General features: G+C 43.9%; 15 protein-coding genes. 4 read left to right on the plus strand and 11 right to left on the minus strand.

Annotated features, from left to right (window positions below):
• Window positions 1-4: 4 nt before the first annotated feature.
• From flgK to J2S25_RS08255, 7 genes are all read right to left on the minus strand, one after another.
• Entirely contained in the window at window positions 5-1,600 is a 1,596-nt protein-coding gene (flgK, locus tag J2S25_RS08225) for a flagellar hook-associated protein FlgK (protein ID WP_307191646.1), read from the minus strand.
• A gap of 18 nt (window positions 1,601-1,618) precedes the next feature.
• Window positions 1,619-2,089: a flagellar protein FlgN gene (locus J2S25_RS08230; RefSeq protein WP_307191647.1), complete on the minus strand. Its 471-nt coding sequence runs from the start codon at window positions 2,087-2,089 to the stop codon at window positions 1,619-1,621.
• 29 nt (window positions 2,090-2,118) lie between these two features.
• A complete protein-coding gene (gene flgM / locus J2S25_RS08235) occupies window positions 2,119-2,391 on the minus strand; it encodes a flagellar biosynthesis anti-sigma factor FlgM (RefSeq protein ID WP_307191648.1) in 273 nt (90 codons plus the stop codon).
• A gap of 78 nt (window positions 2,392-2,469) precedes the next feature.
• Window positions 2,470-2,874, minus strand: a complete 405-nt coding sequence (locus J2S25_RS08240; RefSeq protein WP_307191649.1) for a TIGR03826 family flagellar region protein — start codon at window positions 2,872-2,874, stop codon at window positions 2,470-2,472.
• Window positions 2,875-2,902: 28 nt separating this feature from the next.
• Complete coding sequence (locus J2S25_RS08245) at window positions 2,903-3,607, minus strand: ComFC family protein (RefSeq protein WP_307191650.1); 705 nt, start codon at window positions 3,605-3,607, stop codon at window positions 2,903-2,905.
• Window positions 3,604-4,959, minus strand: coding sequence for an ATP-dependent helicase ComFA (locus J2S25_RS08250; RefSeq protein ID WP_439117492.1), 1,356 nt, complete (start codon window positions 4,957-4,959; stop codon window positions 3,604-3,606). Before J2S25_RS08250 ends, J2S25_RS08245 begins: the two co-directional genes overlap by 4 nt.
• 302 nt (window positions 4,960-5,261) lie before the next feature.
• On the minus strand, window positions 5,262-6,101 hold the full coding sequence (locus J2S25_RS08255) for a DegV family protein (RefSeq protein ID WP_307191652.1): 840 nt from the start codon (window positions 6,099-6,101) through the stop codon (window positions 5,262-5,264).
• Window positions 6,102-6,631: 530 nt separating this feature from the next.
• Here J2S25_RS08255 and J2S25_RS08260 point away from each other — a divergent pair.
• On the plus strand, window positions 6,632-7,933 hold the full coding sequence (locus tag J2S25_RS08260; RefSeq protein WP_307191662.1) for a DUF2254 domain-containing protein: 1,302 nt from the start codon (window positions 6,632-6,634) through the stop codon (window positions 7,931-7,933).
• A gap of 96 nt (window positions 7,934-8,029) precedes the next feature.
• On the opposite strand, the gene sda is transcribed toward J2S25_RS08260, so the two are convergent.
• From sda to J2S25_RS08275, 3 genes are read right to left on the minus strand one after another with little or no spacing between them, the layout of a single operon-like run.
• Window positions 8,030-8,296 (minus strand): sporulation histidine kinase inhibitor Sda, encoded by a 267-nt coding sequence (gene sda / locus J2S25_RS08265; RefSeq protein ID WP_084221664.1) that lies wholly within the window; start codon window positions 8,294-8,296, stop codon window positions 8,030-8,032.
• Window positions 8,297-8,327: 31 nt separating this feature from the next.
• The gene (locus J2S25_RS08270) at window positions 8,328-9,011 is read right to left on the minus strand and encodes a response regulator (protein ID WP_044390296.1); all 684 of its coding nucleotides are present in this window, start codon (window positions 9,009-9,011) and stop codon (window positions 8,328-8,330) included.
• A gap of 45 nt (window positions 9,012-9,056) precedes the next feature.
• Window positions 9,057-10,199, minus strand: coding sequence for a sensor histidine kinase (locus J2S25_RS08275; protein WP_307191653.1), 1,143 nt, complete (start codon window positions 10,197-10,199; stop codon window positions 9,057-9,059).
• A 410-nt stretch (window positions 10,200-10,609) separates the two neighbouring features.
• On the opposite strand from J2S25_RS08275, the gene J2S25_RS08280 reads away from it, so the two are divergent.
• A complete protein-coding gene (locus J2S25_RS08280) occupies window positions 10,610-11,248 on the plus strand; it encodes a YigZ family protein (RefSeq protein WP_044390295.1) in 639 nt (212 codons plus the stop codon).
• A gap of 94 nt (window positions 11,249-11,342) precedes the next feature.
• Window positions 11,343-12,323: an LCP family protein gene (locus tag J2S25_RS08285; protein WP_044390293.1), complete on the plus strand. Its 981-nt coding sequence runs from the start codon at window positions 11,343-11,345 to the stop codon at window positions 12,321-12,323.
• Between the two features lie 104 nt (window positions 12,324-12,427).
• Here the strand turns inward: J2S25_RS08285 and J2S25_RS08290 are convergent, their stop codons facing one another.
• A complete protein-coding gene (locus J2S25_RS08290) occupies window positions 12,428-13,486 on the minus strand; it encodes a glycosyltransferase family 4 protein (RefSeq protein WP_044390292.1) in 1,059 nt (352 codons plus the stop codon).
• A 406-nt stretch (window positions 13,487-13,892) separates the two neighbouring features.
• On the opposite strand from J2S25_RS08290, the gene secA2 reads away from it, so the two are divergent.
• Window positions 13,893-16,259 (plus strand): accessory Sec system translocase SecA2, encoded by a 2,367-nt coding sequence (secA2, locus tag J2S25_RS08295; RefSeq protein WP_307191654.1) that lies wholly within the window; start codon window positions 13,893-13,895, stop codon window positions 16,257-16,259.
• Window positions 16,260-16,383 lie beyond the last annotated feature (124 nt).

A 16,383-nucleotide genomic window follows, 5' to 3' on the forward strand; every position in this document is an offset into this window, starting at 1 on the left:
TCACCTATCTTCCTGCTGTCCCCATGCCATTGATAATTTTATCGAGCATCTCGTCCTGAAGGCTGATCATCCGGGCTGATGCGTTGTAGGCATGCTGGAACTGAATCATATTGGTCATTTCTTCGTCCAATGAAACGGAGCTGACTGATTTGCGGCGGTTGTCCACCGATTCTCTCAATGAATTGCTGTTTTGTGTCAGTCGGACCGCTTCCTGTGAAAGCACGGCCATGCCGCCGATGACACCTTCATAGTAATTGCGGAAATTTGCCAGTTCGTCATCAGCTGGATCCGTTGGCGTAAAATCTTCCGGATATTCCAATGGTTTATTGAAAACATCGGCAAGTGCCAGGGCGTTGGAAGAGTCGCCAACAGTAGCGTCGACATACTGAACACCATTGGCATCCAATTTTTCTTCCCCCTGTGCCGTTGCGATATTGTCAAGACTGTTGTGAATTTCCTGGGCCAGTTCTATTCTTCCGGCAAAACCAGTCCGTTGAATTGGCGCATTTTCGGCATCTGCAAAAAATGGATTTTCAGCCTTTTCCGCGTTTACAATATCATTCGGACTTACTCCTTTTGCATGAACAGCATTAAACTCTGTGGCAAATGTATAGGCAAGATTATCCAGCTCTTTCATCATATCAGGATAGACTCCAGCAACTTTGCCGCCTTCCTCATACCCATAGGAATCTACTAACGCTTGAAGCTTTCCTGTCGAATGTAAATCGGTAAAGTCAAAGGTGGAACTGCCAATCGAAATCGTTTTAACCGATTCACTCGCTCCATCAAAGTTTACGGTCACATCATTTTGCCGATCCCCGCTGACGAGAATTCCAAGCTCCTTGCCGCTGTCGCTGACCATCTTAATGACCGCTTGTCCATCGGCCATTTGCAGCGCGCCTCCGCCTGAACTGGTGTAATCAACTTTGATATTCACAAACGAAGATAACTCGTCGATCAACCGGTCGCGCTCATCATACAAATCATTCGGCAAATAGCCATGTGGTTCGACATCGGCAATTTGCCCATTGATTTTGCTAATCTGGTAAGTTAACGAATTGATTTCTTTTTCGCTAACTGAAACCTCATTTTTCAAATCTCGCTGGATCGAAGACAAAGAATTGTGCAGGTAGTTGAAAGTCTCTGCCACGGCAATTCCGCGCTGGCGAACGACGGAGCGAGCACCTGGGTTTGTCGGGTTTACAGCCAAATCTTGCAGCGACTGCCAAAACTGGTCCATCGTTTTAGACAAACCCGATTCGGATGGCTCGTTCAAGACTTCCTCCAGCTTGTTATAAGCTTCCGCCCTTGTCTCCCAATAGCCAAGCTTATTGTTTTCCCCACGGTATTGGACGTCAAGGAAGCTCTCTCTTACACGCTGGATCGAGCCTGCCTTGACGCCTGTTCCTACCTGTCCAGGAATTTGTGGACGATTGAGCGCCGCATTCGGGTAGGGCTCGGTCTGCTCAAAATTAATCCGCTGGCGAGAGTACCCGGGCGTGTTGGCATTGGCGATATTATGTCCAGTTGTTTGCAAAGCGCTCTGCTGCGTGTACATGCCGCGGCGCGCTGTTTCTAATCCCATAAAGGTTGAACGCATGTTTCGTTCCTCCAATTATTATGCTTTTGAGTTGAACATCCCTGTTGATGGACCAGGCTTTGCTTTCTTGCCGGCAGGCGGGCCGTAATTGAATTCCTTTTCCTGCGGCAGCACAAGGCTTTTGGAAAAATTGATGAATTGCAGGGACTGATGGATCAGCTGCTGATTCAGGTTATTCCGCACCTTTATTTCGGAGATGACCGCTAGCAGTTCCGCTTTGATCGAGAGAAGCTGCTCTTTGTTTGCCGGATTCGCTTCTGCAATTTCCTGTAAAGACGCACCCGGTAAAATGGCATTCGATACGGCAGCCCGCTGTTGTTCCAGCTTATCGATCGCTGCCACATGGGCTTGCTCCTCCTTCAAAAGCTGATCGAGGGCAGCTGTGTCGCCAGTTTTTACGATATCGGTTTTCTTTACGGCCAATTCGTATAGACTTTTGTGCATTTTATGCAATTTATTCATGATATTTATCAATGATTCAGCAGACATGGACTGCCCTCCTCCTATAAAACTAGATGCTAGTCTTTTTTCTGATAGAACGCCAGTATGCCCTTGGCTGTTTCTTTCGGGTTTATTTTATACATGCCGTTTTCTACCTGCAGCTTCAGCTCTTCGACTTTTTGCTGGCGCTGGACAGATAAATGAGAAAGCTGCTGCATTTCTTTTGCAGTCGAGGAAATCTCGACCTTATCAGCCTTTTTGTTTGCTGCGTTCGCTGCAGCATCCGGCGTGCTCATTTGACGTTTATATGGATTGATCCCTGATGGGCCTATATTATGATTGATTTTCATCGTCTATCCCTCACTTCCAGAACGATTTCTACTTTTATTATCGGCAGGAAGCTGCCACTATTTAATCATTCTTTTTTCCTATTCTCGGTGGATGTAAAAAGTCGCCTGACGATCGGCGATTTCTTTTTTTCGCTGATCTTCTTTTTGGACGGTACGCAAGTCAGCGATCAATTCCTCCGCACACGACGCACAGATTCTTCCTTCACGAATTATCGCACCACATTTATCACAAGGATAACCAAAATTAGGAAATTGAGTCAGCTGGAATCGGCCTGCTCGGATGAATTTTAAGATCAACTCTTCCGGAACACCGGTCGCTTCTACGACTTGGAGGACAGTCGCTGCTCTGTTTTCCCGTTTCCTCATGTACTTGGCGACTGTATCGTAGGCCGCTTCTTCTTCCTTCCAACATTTTTCACAAACATCACGAAATTTATTTTTTACATAGAGTGCATCGCATTTTGGGCAATTTTGAAGGTCCAATGTCCTTCCTCCTTCAATCATATCTTATCTAGCGTGCCAAAGTGAATGAATATACCTTCGCCGCTCCGTTCTGTTTCAAAATTTTTGCTGCTTGCCTGAGTGTCGAGCCTGTAGTATATATATCGTCCACCAGCAAAATTGTTTTACTGTTCAGCTGGAGATCTGTAGTGAATTCGAATACTTGCGGATGGTGGATTCTTTCAGAGCGCGATTTTTTCGACTGTTTTTCGCTGTGAACTCTCGAGAGCAACTGCGTTGGTTCGAAGCCAGCCGTGACAATCAGAGCTTCCGCCTGGTTGAAGCCCCTTTCGTACAGCCGCTCTTCACTTAGCGGAATGGGGACAAGATAATCATAGTGGAAAGCCTGCAAAGCAAGCTGAACATCCTCGGCAAAAATCTCGGCAAGCACATAGTCGCCGCGAAACTTGAATTTCGCGATCACTTCTTTTGTAAAATCGGTATAGCGATACAGGGAGCGATTTTGATCGAGCGTTCCGCGCCACAGTGCATCCTCCTCCCAGCGCGCGCAGTCATTGCAACGCTTTTCCAGCTTATATTCCGCTTCCAAAAACGCAAATGGCCGGCCGCAGATTTCACAGATTTCCCCAGTAATCTGTGAAAAATGGTTGCTGCAGTCTCCACAAATTTTTGCTGCCTTTTCTTCTTTGAATAGAGTCGTCCAGGAAAAATTCGCCTTTATTTCCTGATGGCAGATCAGACAATAATCTTTCATCGATCGATCAGCCCCTTCTTCCTTCCTTCCTTGTTCATCATCACGATTTGCCTGCGGGCACGGAGCATCGCCTCTGTTTTACCATAATGAAAAAATGTCACAGTCCCTGTCGGAAATTCGGCGCTTCTTCCTGCCCGGCCAGCAATCTGCACAAGTGCGCTCTCGGTAAAAATTCTGTCCTCCGCCCCGATGACGGCGACATCAATATTCGGAATCGTAACACCGCGTTCGAGAATGGTGGTGGTGAGCAAGATGGGGATTTCCTTGTTTCGGAACTTGAGAACTTTTGCTTTTCGGTCGGGATCCTCGGCGTGGACTGATTCAATCGAAGGATCCATTCGGCGAAGAATGTGGAGGATTTTCTCCATGGCGGCGATTTTTGGGGCAAAAATCAGCGCCTGTTTTCCTGTGGCTAATCTAGCCTCTGCCCATTTGCTACTAATCGCCGGCAGTTTCCCTTTCGAAAGCTGCTTCTCCCAGTTTCCGCACCAGACAAACTGCGGCACCGGCAAAGGATGACGGTGGTAGCGAGCAGGTATCGTGATAAACGCTCTTTTGCCAAGACGGCATTGCTGCTGCCACTGCTTCTTAGGGGTAGCAGTTAAGTAGAGGAAGGAGGACTTTGGTTTTCTCGCTTGCTCAACAGCATATTGCAGCGTTTGATCGATCGAATAAGGGAAGGCATCGACTTCATCGACAATCATCACATCGAACGCCCGGTAAAAACGGAGCAGCTGATGCGTCGTAGCAATGGTTAGCTGGGCAGCTTCATGGCGGTCTTCACTGCCGCCATAAAGAACGGCAATTTTACAATCCGGGAACACTTTTTGCAGCCTAGGTGCCAGCTCCAGAACGACATCCGTCCTTGGCGTAGCGACGCAAATCCGCTTGCCTGTGGATAACGCCTCTGCAATCCCAGCAAATAACACCTCTGTTTTTCCAGCCCCGGCAACTGCCCAGACAAGCAGCTCCGCTGAGTTTTCCACAGCCTCCGCCACTCGCTGGGACGCTGCCTGCTGTCCTGTTGATAACTTTCCGCTCCATTGAAGCGGGTCCGCAATCTGACGAAAATTCAGATCTGGCCCCGCCCAGCTGACGAGCTGCGAGCACTCACTTACCCGGCCCATCATCAAGCATTTGCGGCAATAGAACTCCACTTTTCCACAGCGCGCGCAAGGAAACTCGGCAAACCAGGAAGCATCAGTCGTTCCGCATCTTACACAGGACAGCGGCTCTCTCTTGATTCCCTTCCGAAAAAGCAGATAACCATGTTGTTCGTGCTGCCGTATTTCCTCAAGTGAAAATGGCAATTCCTCGAGCAGCAGCTGTTTTCCAAACAGGATTTTTTGCATGTCAGCATGGAATGGAAACGAACGGTTTGTGGATAATCGATCAGTGAATGAGGATTCATCAACAGGGAGGTGGAGAGTTTCTTCTTTTGTCAAAGTTAATCACAGCCTTTTGTGGATTTCAATGTGGATAACACCGTTTTTATGTGGATAATGTGGGTTACTTTGTTGGTAAGTGAAATGGAAGCGGTTATTTTTGTGGATAAATGGAGGTGAGAGCAATTTTTTGTTGATAACTGCTATTTTGATGGGGATAACCGATAAAGCGCCAAATCCCCTGCGGATCTGGCGATTCATCCTAATGCTTATTTTTTATACCAGCCCAGCCCCATTGAACCTTCACCAAGATGGGTGCCAATAACTGGCCCGAAGTAGCTTAACAGGAATTCTACATTCGGAAATAGAGATTCTAGCTCGCTTTTCCATTCCAGCGCCTCCGCTTCACGATTGGCATGGATGATGACTGCCCGGTATTCCTCGCCGCTGTTCGCATCCGCTGCAAGCAATTCGACAACACGATTCATTGCTTTTTTACGCGTGCGTACTTTTTCGAACGGAACGATCTTTTTGTCCTGAAAATGCAATAAAGGCTTCACCTGCAGCAGGCTGCCAATCAACGCCTGGGCATTGGACAAGCGGCCGCCGCGCTGAAGATGACTTAAATCGTCTACCATAAAATAAGCGCGGATCGAACGCTTCATTTCCTTCAAACGCTCGAGGATTTCCTCCGCGTGAACACCCTGCTCTGCCAGCTCAGCAGCCTCCAAGGCATAAAAACCCTGCACCATCGCGCTGATTTCCGAGTCAAACGGATAGACTTTTATCCCATCCACCATATCGCCCGCACTGACAGCCCCCTGGAAGGTGCCGCTGATCCCGCTGGACAAGTGGATGCTGATGACCGCATCGTATTCCTTCATCAATTTTTCAAAAAGCGCAACGAACTCACCAATCGGCGGCATGGACGTGCTTGGAAGCTCGCGCTGTTTCACCTCTTTGTAAAATTCCTCTGCACTGATGTCAATTTCTTCTCTATATGTCTCATGATCAAATATCACGCTTAATGGAATCATGTAAATGCCCCATTTTTCCCGCAGCTCCTTCGGGATATACGCGGTACTATCCGTAACGACGGCCGTTTTCATTAGTCCATTCCCACCCTTATGTTTTTCTCTACAGTCTGTCCATCTCATTTTAATCGAACTTTCTGCAAAAAGCATTCTTTCAGGCAAACTCACTAGTGTTGCAAAAAAATATCATAATTTCTAGTTTTCTATCTTTCCTCGTTTAGAGCCAAAAAAGGGAAAGTAAAATGGGAGAAACGGCTTTTTATTGGATTTGGACAGTTGCTGCCTGACTTATCTATTATAAAGTACTTTTGTTTTTCCGTAAATCAAGGTTATTGTACCTTTTTAATAATAAACTTCCACAGGACCCGTTGAAGGTTTGAAAGGTAAGGTTCCTTGAGCGGAAACCCACTCATATATAAGATCAGGTAGTTTGCTCCGGGAAAGATATTGGTTAGGCGAACCCGGCACATTTCTGATGAAAAAGGAAAATTTTATAGAATTCTCGCCGAAAATCGTTAAGAGTAGGATTTCATAGGATTAAACCAGTCTCAAATGGTCTAAATAAGTAAGGAAAGAGTTGGTAACTAAGGAGCTGGGAAGTTTTGGTGAAAAAAATTGTTTTACAAATAAGGGAAAGTATATGGCTAAAGCCTGTTATTTATAGCGTATTGGCTTTCCTGCTGGCATTAGCAGTGATTTACATCGATCATAACGAATTGGCTTATGGAATAGTCCCTTCGTTCTTGCTAACGAATGTAGAATTGGCACAGATGATTTTAAGTTCGATTTCCGGGGCTCTGCTGACGATGACGACGATTACTTTTTCAACAATCATGGTCGTCCTGACTACCTATTCATCTCAATTTTCTCCGAGGACGCTAAGTAACTTCGTTGAGGATCCGGTGACGCTTCGGGTGCTTGGAATCTTCATGGGAGGATTTGTCTATTCGATCCTTTCATTGCTGTTCATGAATGAAACCTGGTATGAGAGCGAGGTAATCTCAGCTACGGTTGGAGTTGTGATTGCGTTCATCTGTCTCGCATTCTTCGCATACTTTATCCATAATGTCGCCACTTCCGTCCAGGTAAGCACGCTAATCAGGGAAATCACTGAGGGTGCATTAAAGGTCATCAGAAGACAGGAGGATACACTGGAAAGCGAATACATACATGTGATAAATGACAGGAAAGATGCTGGATTCACCTACGAATTCGTACGGGATGTTAAATCCAAGGGGTATGGTTATATTCAGCTTACAGATTATCAGGGACTATTGAAATATGCATCTGAGAATGATCTTGGAGTGGAAGCTAATTTCCTGAACGGTGATTTTCTGACCGAAGACAGCATTGCCTTCAGAGTGCATCATAGTGGTGCAATCCACGAGGGTATTGATGCTGTCTTGAATCAATACTTAAAGCTTGGAAAAGAACGGTCATCGATCCAGGATCCTGAATTTGCCCTCCAAAAGATTGTCGAGGTAGCGTTAAGGGCCATCTCCCCGGGCATTAATGACCCGAATACCGCGAGAGTTTGTATTTCTTATCTAGGTGTGGCCCTTTCCCATTTATGCCGTGCCCGTTCAAATGGACGGTATATAGCTTATTATGATGAAGATTCGCAGCCAAGGATTGTCAGAAAGCAAAAACAAACGAAGGATATCCTGTATTTATCATTTTATCAAATTATCCATTATGGGAGCAAGGACATCTCCATTCTAACTGCTTTACTAGACGCTTTTCTACTGATTGGAAAAACGGCCGATGCTTCCTTGAAGAGAAGCATATGGGAGCTGTATATCTACAGCATGGAAAAATTTGATTCAAACGAGTTGAAGGAGCTCGACCAGACCTATTTGAACGAGAAAAAAAGAAAACTATCAACGGTACTGGGGATTGCTCTATAGCGGACTCCTGTTTTCTAGACAAAAAATGAGAGCATTCATCAATTGTATAGGCTTAGGAAAACCATTTTTCCCAAAAGGCAAAACAGCAGCACGCCGTTACGAAACATAGGATTGGATGGAGCATGCTAATCCTCTGCTGATCATCTCCTCTAACAGCATTTCAATAAAAGAGTCATCTAAATGCAAGAGGGTTGCCTGTTGGTAAGCTTCTTCTAGTTTTTCATCTGTTAGTTCCCATAGAGTAGAGATTGGAACCACCCCCCGTTTTCTTTCCTTTATTATAACGGAATTTAGGGGAAAATTGTCAGTTAATGGGGAGGCTTTTCTCTTATTTTTCCAACAAAAACCGACAAAAACCCACATCTGCCATGTCGACAAATGTGGGTTTTTCGGCCTATCTCACATCGACCCAACCATTTTTGATGGCGACGATCACTGCTTGGGTACGATCGTTTACATTCATTTTCTGCAGAATATTGCTTACATGATTTTTAACAGTCTTCTCACTGATGAAAAGCGCTTCGCCAATTCCCCTGTTGCTCTTCCCATCTGCCAGCAGTTGGAGGACTTCACACTCACGGCGGGTCAACAGATGGTATGGCCGGCGAATTTCGACTTGAGGTATGTATTTGTCTGGATTATCTTCGTCAGCGGACAGTCGACGGTATTCTTTTACCAAATTGTGAGTCACTCTAGGGTGCAAATAAGAACCGCCATCGGCAACCACTTTTACTGCCTCAACTAGAGCATCTGCGTCCATTTCCTTCAAAAGGTACCCAGTTGCACCTGTTTTTAGAGCATGCGTTACATAGTTCTCGTCATCATGGATCGATAAGATGATCACCTTTGACTCTGGAAACTTTTGAATCAATTCCGCAGTCGCCTCCACCCCGTTCATATGAGGCATATTGATATCCATAATGATAACGTCGGGCTCGTGTTGCTCGACAAGGGTGATTGCTTCACTGCCGTCCTCTCCTTCGGCAACCACTTCAAATGTTGGTTCAAATTCAAGGATCCGTTTTACCCCTTCTCTGAAAAGTTGATGGTCGTCAATAATAACAATTTTTGTTGTCATATTATTCGCCTCCCTTTGCGGCTTCTATCTCTATTTTTGTCTGTTTCATAAATTCATCGGTATTTGGAGGATGACAAGCGTTCCTGTGCCGATTTTGGAATGAATCGTCAGCTCGCCTTCGAGCAGTGCGACTCGTTCTCTTATGCCGAGCAGCCCAAAGGACTCTGGTTTGCTTTCTGTCATATCAAATCCTTTCCCGTCATCCTTGATAACCGCCATGATGTGGTCCTTCTTGATCTCCAGCTTCACCTGGATCGTCATCGCATCCGCATGTTTTAGCGCATTCTGAACGGATTCCTGGATAATCCGGAACAAGGCAACTTCATAATTGGAAGGGAGTCGTCTGTCCTCACCGATGTTTGTGAACTGGATTCTAGTAGTTCTATGATACTCTTCGATTGTCTGTAAGTACTTTTTGAGGGTAGGAATTAAGCCGAGGTCGTCAAGCGCCATTGGCCTTAAGTCATAAATGATTCTCCGGACCTCATACAAAGCAGAGCGGACCATCTTTTTCATGCGCTTGATTTCTTGAATAGCCTCGTCTGTCCCGCGCTCTTTATAAATTTTCTCAATCAGATCCGAACGCATCATCACGTTCGCCATCATCTGCGCAGGACCATCGTGGATTTCACGGGAAAGCCGCTTTCGTTCATCCTCCTGCGCTGCAATAATCTTCAGCCCAAAATCCTGCTTTTCCTTCGCAGTTTCAAGCGCCTCCCCCATTTGCCGAATATCGCTCATCATATAGTTCATGACCACACTAATTTGGGAAACAAGATGGTCGGCTCGTTCAATCGTTTCATTCAGTCCAATCAGCCTGCGCTCCAGGTCATCCCTTTTCTCACGCAGCTGTTTTTCCAATTGCCTGGCCATTGTCAAATCCATTTGGAGCTTATGGGCAACTTCATACGCCTCGCGGACCTGCTCTTCAGAATAATCCTTAAAACGCTTGCTTACCTCCGACAACCGTAGCCTTGCCTTCCTTACCCGGATATCCAGCTTGTCGCCATCATTAATAATTTGCGCTACTTTTCGCTTAATCTCTATTAATTCGTCTGTGATCGATTCGTAATCCGTTCGACATTCTTCCCCTATTCGGAAAATTTCATCCTTGCTGTCTCCCACCGTTTCGATCATTTTTTCCAAAATCAAATCAAGCGCTTTCGTGTCGAATTTTTTAATCGCCATGTAAACTCCCCCAAGGGCGGCACAAAGATATTTTAACTTGAAAACGAATTTGTTACTAATTTTCAACAAGAAAATCATCCCAATTTTGCTGAAAATCGATAGAAAGACATAAATTTGATTTTTCATTCTAAGTCTTATATCCTATTATTTTAGAAGGCAAACTCCTATTTTATCAGCGAAGAGATTCGAAGGTTAGAAGCTATTCTTAACTAAAAAATCAATCAAACGATAGTAATAATTATACCATCCGCACTTAGTTACTGTATTAAAGTTATATTACAATCATAAGACACCGTTGTCCCCCGATTGCTGTCCACTTATAATGAATTGTAGCATCAAATGTCCGTGTCGAATATACAAAAATGGTCGAATACTAGGTTGGGAAAATTTCTAAGAGAGGGGAGCTAGATTTGCTTCCAAATTACTATACAGTGAAAGGCTACGGCGAACAAGAAATCGAAATCCAACGATCCCGCTTCATCGCCTATATACAAAGAGCAGAAACAGAAGAAGCAGCACAAGCATTCATCCAGAAAATCAAAAAACAAAACTGGAACGCCACCCACAATTGCTCCGCTTATCTAATCGGCCAAAATGACCAGATCCAAAAAGCAAATGACGACGGCGAACCAAGCGGAACAGCAGGCGTACCGATTTTAGAAGTATTGAAAAAGAAACAGTTAAAAGACACAGTCGTAGTAATTACCCGTTACTTCGGGGGAATCAAGCTCGGGGCTGGCGGTTTGATTCGCGCTTACGGGAAGGCGACGTCGGAGGGGTTGAAGGCGACAGGGGTGGTAGAACGCAAGCTGATGCGAGTAATGCACACGATCATCGATTACACCCTACTCGGGAAAGTGGAAAACGAGTTAAGATCCTCAGTTTACCAGATAAAAGAAATCCACTATCTGGATAAGGTGGAAATAGAGACATATGTGGCGGAGTCTCAGACAGAAGCTTTTAATGAATGGATCGTTGAAATGACGAATGGGCAATGCGAAATTCACGAAGGCATGATCCACTATTTAGAAGAGCCTGCTGCCGGTTAATCACCCAAAATTCAATTTACGAAATACGATAAAAATTGTAGAATAAATAGTACTTATAAAAAAGTTGGTTATTATATTACAAAGGAGCTATCTTATGTCTGTTGATAGACGTGTTCTAATGAAGAAACGAAAGAAACGAAGAAGAGTGGTTTCTACCATATTGTTCGTTGTGCTGACCACCTTTCTCATCGCAGGAGGGTATGGAGCATTTTTATACAGCAAAGCACAATCTGTTATCGATGATTCTTATAAACCGCTGGACCGCGAATCTGACAAGCGGGATAAACAAGTAAATCCGAATATTGATAATATTTCCGTCCTGTTTGTCGGAATTGATGACAGCGAAGTTCGCAGCTTCGAATCAGCATCTCGTACGGATGCATTGATGCTGGCAACACTAAATGAGAAAAACAAATCGATCAAACTGTTAAGCATCCCGCGTGATTCGCTTGTCTATATTCCAAGCAAAGGGTATGAAGATAAAATTAACCATGCATATGGGAAAGGCGGCATAACTTCAACTATTGAAACAGTTGAAACTTTGCTCGATGTACCTGTTGACTATTATGTTCAAATGAATTTCGAGGCCTTCATTGATGTCGTTGATGCCCTTGATGGCATCGAAGTTGATGTACCGTTTGAATTACATGAAAAGGACTCGACTGACCGCTCTGGTGCTGTTTACCTGAAACAAGGACTCCAAACGCTCGATGGGGAAGAAGCATTGGCTCTTGCACGTACAAGGAAACTGGACAATGATATTGAACGCGGCAAACGACAGCAGGAGCTTCTCAAAGCAATTATGGAAAAAGCAACTTCTGCTAAATCGATCACAAAATATTCCGATGTAATGGAAGCAGTTGGCGACAACATGCAGACAGACTTATCTTTTAATGAAATTAAAGCCTTGATCGACTATGCTACAGCAGGATCAAACCTCGATATAGAATCGATGTCCTTAAAGGGGGCTGATGCTACAATTGACGGCATATATTACTACCAGCTTGACCAAGAAGCCCTGCAGCAAACGATACTAGACCTAAAAACCCACCTAATGGTGTCGTCAGGGCAATAATCTGCATTGGACAGCGTAACGCTGTCCTTTTTATTTATTATTCACAGCATTAGGAGATTTAGTCCAAAAAAAAAACCGTTCCAATTCAGGAACGGTTTTTACTATTAAGATCGATCTTTTGCTGTTGAATAACGACGGATGAATTTTAGTAAAGGTCGATGGTTTTTGCCCATTAGACCGATGCTTTCTGCTAAAACTTCAATTAGCACCAACAGGCCGGTGATCACAAGTAGTGAACCCCATACCTTTGCCTGGGAGAAGATCACAGCTGTTAATCCGAAAAAAGCTGCCAGGGCATAAATCAAAATAACCGTCTGGCGATGGGAATACCCGAGCCTCAACAAGCAGTGATGCAAGTGTGATTTATCTGGTGCTGATAACGGCTTTTTGTTCAATACCCTTCTGATAATCGCAAAAAATGTATCAGAAATCGGTACACCGAGGATAATAACAGGAACGATCAAGGAGATGACCGTAACATTTTTAAAGCCAAGCAAAGAGAGAACGGCAATGATATAACCAAGGAAGAGTGCTCCTGTGTCGCCCATAAAAATCTTAGCTGGATGGAAGTTATAAAACAGGAACCCAAGGGTGCTAGCAAGCAATATGGAGGCAATGGCGACCACATAGTAGTTCCCCATAATCAACGCCATAAAGGCAATCGTAATCAACGCAATGGATGATACGCCAGCAGCCAAGCCATCCAATCCATCAATAAGATTGATGGCATTGGTTATTCCCACGATCCAGAGAATCGTCAGTGGGATACTTAAATATCCAAATTCAATTACTCCGCCAAACGGAAGATTGATAAACGAAACAAGGACATCGCCCCAAACGACTACGACAACAGCTGCAGCCAATTGGCCAGCAAGCTTTACTTTTGCGGAAAGTTCGAACATATCATCGAATATTCCGGTTAAAATAATGATTAAGCTGCCAAGTATCAGCGGCCAGTGAGTATCACTGTTTGGCTGAAGTATGAGCAAGCCGATGATGAAGCTAATATAAATTGCTAATCCTCCGAGTCGAGGCATAATTTTTTGATGGACTTTTCTATGATTTGGTTTATCCGTCGCACCGATTTTAATGGCAATCCTTTTTACTAGCGGCGTGATCAAAATGGAGGTGATAAAACTAATGAACATTGTTACATAAATCATGTTGGTCCTCCTTAATTAATAGCATAACCAATGCGAATTTTTTTGAACATCTAATTGATGACTTTTTCGTAATAAATTGACAGTTTACACTGTCAATGCCAGCCTTGCTGGGTAAATTTTCAAAGTGAAAATGAGCAAAAGCTCGGATTACCACAAAAAGCATTATAGCATAAGATAGGAATCTGTGAAACAACTATTATTTCTACCTATCGACAAATATCTTCAATATACTCGTAAATTCCCATTTTTGCTTTAAAGCAAACCTTCCAATCTTTTAAATAGACGCTAAGAAAAACAAATAAGTTACCAAGAATGATAGAAAAATTTGTCATCCTGGCAAAACATACTACTATAAGGAAATAAATGATATACTAGTTAACGAATTTGAATAAGGGAGCGTTAAAGGATGCTGTCGATTTTAAAGAAAAAGTTTGGTGATTCGAATGAGAAGAGCCTTAAGAAATATCGAGAGTTAGTGCAACAAATTAATCGAATAGAACCGGAAATGGAAAAGCTCAGTAATGAGGAGCTTAAAAATAAAACATTTTCTTTTAAAGAACAGCTTGCTAGTGGAAAAAAACTAGAGGATATCAAAGTTGAAGCGTTTGCTGTCGTTCGAGAGGCTTCAAAGCGTGTGCTCGGCTTGCGTCACTATGATGTTCAGTTGATCGGCGGACTTGTTCTTAATGAAGGCAATATTGCTGAGATGCCTACTGGTGAGGGCAAAACTTTGGTCGCTTCACTGCCGAGTTATCTGCGTGCACTAGAAGGCAAAGGAGTTCATATCATTACCGTCAATGATTATCTTGCAACACGTGACCGCAACCAGATCGGGAAAATTCACGAATTTCTTGGATTATCGGTCGGGTTGAATATTCCGATGAGGCAGCCTGAAGAAAAACTGCTTGCTTATAAAGCGGATATTACCTATGGAATTGGTACCGAATTTGGGTTCGATTATCTCCGTGATAATATGGTTGCCAGCATCGCACAGCGAGTGCAACGCCCATATCATTACGCAATCATTGATGAAATTGACAGTGTTCTGATTGATGAGGCGAAGACACCGCTTATCATCGCTGGTAAAATGCAGTCCAGTGCTGATTTACACTACATAGGCGCGAAGCTTGCCAAGCGATTTGTCAAGGATGTTGATTACACTTTCGATGAAGAAACAAAGGCAACAAGCCTGACGGATGTCGGAATTGATAAAGTGGAAAAAGCCTTCGGAGTCGATAATCTTTATGAACTCGAACACCAAACTCTTTATCACTATATGATTCAGGCTGTTCGTGCTCATGTGATGTTCGAGCGGGATGTTGACTACATCATTAAGGACGGCAAGATCGTACTGGTTGACATGTTCACTGGCAGAATCATGGAAGGTCGTTCGCTTTCTGATGGCCTTCACCAAGCGTTAGAAGCCAAAGAAGGCCTCGAGATTACAGATGAAAATAAGACCCAGGCCTCGATCACTGTTCAGAACTATTTTAGGATGTATCCAATTTTATCTGGTATGACGGGGACAGCCAAAACCGAAGAAAACGAGTTTCGACTTGTATATGGGATGGATGTTATTCAAATCCCTTCGAACAAACCAGTTATTCGGCAAGATTTGGAAGATCTTGTTTTTGAAACAAAGGCGCAGAAATACAAGGCAGTTACAAAAGAGGTAAAAGAACGCCATTCGAAGGGTCAGCCCATCCTGATAGGAACAACCTCGATTCTCCAGTCGGAAAAAGTCGCCGAATACCTCGATAAAGAAAAATTGGACTTTCAGTTATTGAATGCTAAGACTGTTGAACAGGAAGTCCGACTGATTTCCCAGGCAGGGCAACGCGGCCGGATAACGATTGCAACTAACATGGCTGGAAGAGGAACTGATATCCTTCTAGGTGAAGGTGTTGCTGAATTAGGGGGACTTCATGTCATTGGTACGGAAAGGCATGAGAGCAGACGAGTAGATAATCAGCTAAAGGGGCGATCTGGCCGCCAAGGTGACCCAGGCTCCTCTCAGTTCTTCATTTCCATTGAAGATGATATGTTCCGCCGTTTTGCCCAGGATGACCTAAAGAAACTAAAACCTACCCTTACAACGGATGCAATTGGCGTCATTTTGAATAAAAAAATTCACGAGTTCGTCAATCGTACACAACGTATTTGCGAAGGAGCAAACTTCTCCATGCGTGAGTATAATCTAAAGCTTGATGATGTCATCAATGAGCAGCGTAATGTTATTTATCATTTGCGCAACCGCGTTTTGACAGAGCAGGACCAAATTCCGATCATTTTGCCTCTTTTGGAGCGAGCTGTAAGCAGTTTACTAAATAAATATTGCCTTGAGGATGAGATTCCGGAAAACTGGCATCTTGGCGATTTAAAATCCGAGCTGAATCAGTTTTTACCAGTATCTTCCCTTGAATTTCCTGAAGAAAATTTCGACCGTCGTGTCATTGAAAAAATGGTTGCCAAGAGCTTGGAAGAATATAAAACGATGATCGACCGTTCAGGCGCTAACCAAAAGCTACAAAGTGCCCTGAAGGCTGCCAACATCTTCGTTATTGACCGGAACTGGATCCGCCACCTTGAAAGTATGAATAGGCTGAAGGAAGGCATCGGAATGCGTCATTACCAGCAGGAGGACCCTATGCGAATTTACCAGCGCGAAGGCCTCGAACTATTTGAAATAGCCTATTATAAAATCTCAAAGGAAGTTAGTGTCCAGTTTGCTGAGCTGAGAAAATTATCTGAATTACAGGGAGAGGAAGGATAAGGGCCTATGTTTTCATTTTTTAAAAGAAATCACTATTGTTGCATAAATAATGTCACAATTTTCAGTTTAATATTTTTCCTCTTTTAGAGCCAAAAAAGTAATTACCTAATCAAAGGTGGCTCCA

It is taken from the genome of Mesobacillus stamsii, assembly GCF_030814065.1.
Classification (GTDB): domain Bacteria; phylum Bacillota; class Bacilli; order Bacillales; family Cytobacillaceae; genus Mesobacillus; species Mesobacillus stamsii.

Bases quoted from the DNA above. Each gene is read 5' to 3' on its own strand.
- flgK (WP_307191646.1), bottom strand. From the start codon at position 1,600: ATGCGTTCAACCTTTATGGGATTAGAAACAGCGCGCCGCGGCATGTAC.
- J2S25_RS08230 (WP_307191647.1), bottom strand. From the start codon at position 2,089: ATGTCTGCTGAATCATTGATAAATATCATGAATAAATTGCATAAAATG.
- flgM (WP_307191648.1), bottom strand. From the start codon at position 2,391: ATGAAAATCAATCATAATATAGGCCCATCAGGGATCAATCCATATAAA.
- J2S25_RS08245 (WP_307191650.1), bottom strand. From the start codon at position 3,607: ATGAAAGATTATTGTCTGATCTGCCATCAGGAAATAAAGGCGAATTTT.
- J2S25_RS08250 (WP_439117492.1), bottom strand. From the start codon at position 4,959: ATGCAAAAAATCCTGTTTGGAAAACAGCTGCTGCTCGAGGAATTGCCA.
- J2S25_RS08255 (WP_307191652.1), bottom strand. From the start codon at position 6,101: ATGAAAACGGCCGTCGTTACGGATAGTACCGCGTATATCCCGAAGGAG.
- sda (WP_084221664.1), bottom strand. From the start codon at position 8,296: ATGTGGGTTTTTGTCGGTTTTTGTTGGAAAAATAAGAGAAAAGCCTCC.
- J2S25_RS08270 (WP_044390296.1), bottom strand. From the start codon at position 9,011: ATGACAACAAAAATTGTTATTATTGACGACCATCAACTTTTCAGAGAA.
- J2S25_RS08275 (WP_307191653.1), bottom strand. From the start codon at position 10,199: ATGGCGATTAAAAAATTCGACACGAAAGCGCTTGATTTGATTTTGGAA.
- J2S25_RS08285 (WP_044390293.1), top strand. From the start codon at position 11,343: ATGTCTGTTGATAGACGTGTTCTAATGAAGAAACGAAAGAAACGAAGA.
- J2S25_RS08290 (WP_044390292.1), bottom strand. From the start codon at position 13,486: ATGATTTATGTAACAATGTTCATTAGTTTTATCACCTCCATTTTGATC.
- secA2 (WP_307191654.1), top strand. From the start codon at position 13,893: ATGCTGTCGATTTTAAAGAAAAAGTTTGGTGATTCGAATGAGAAGAGC.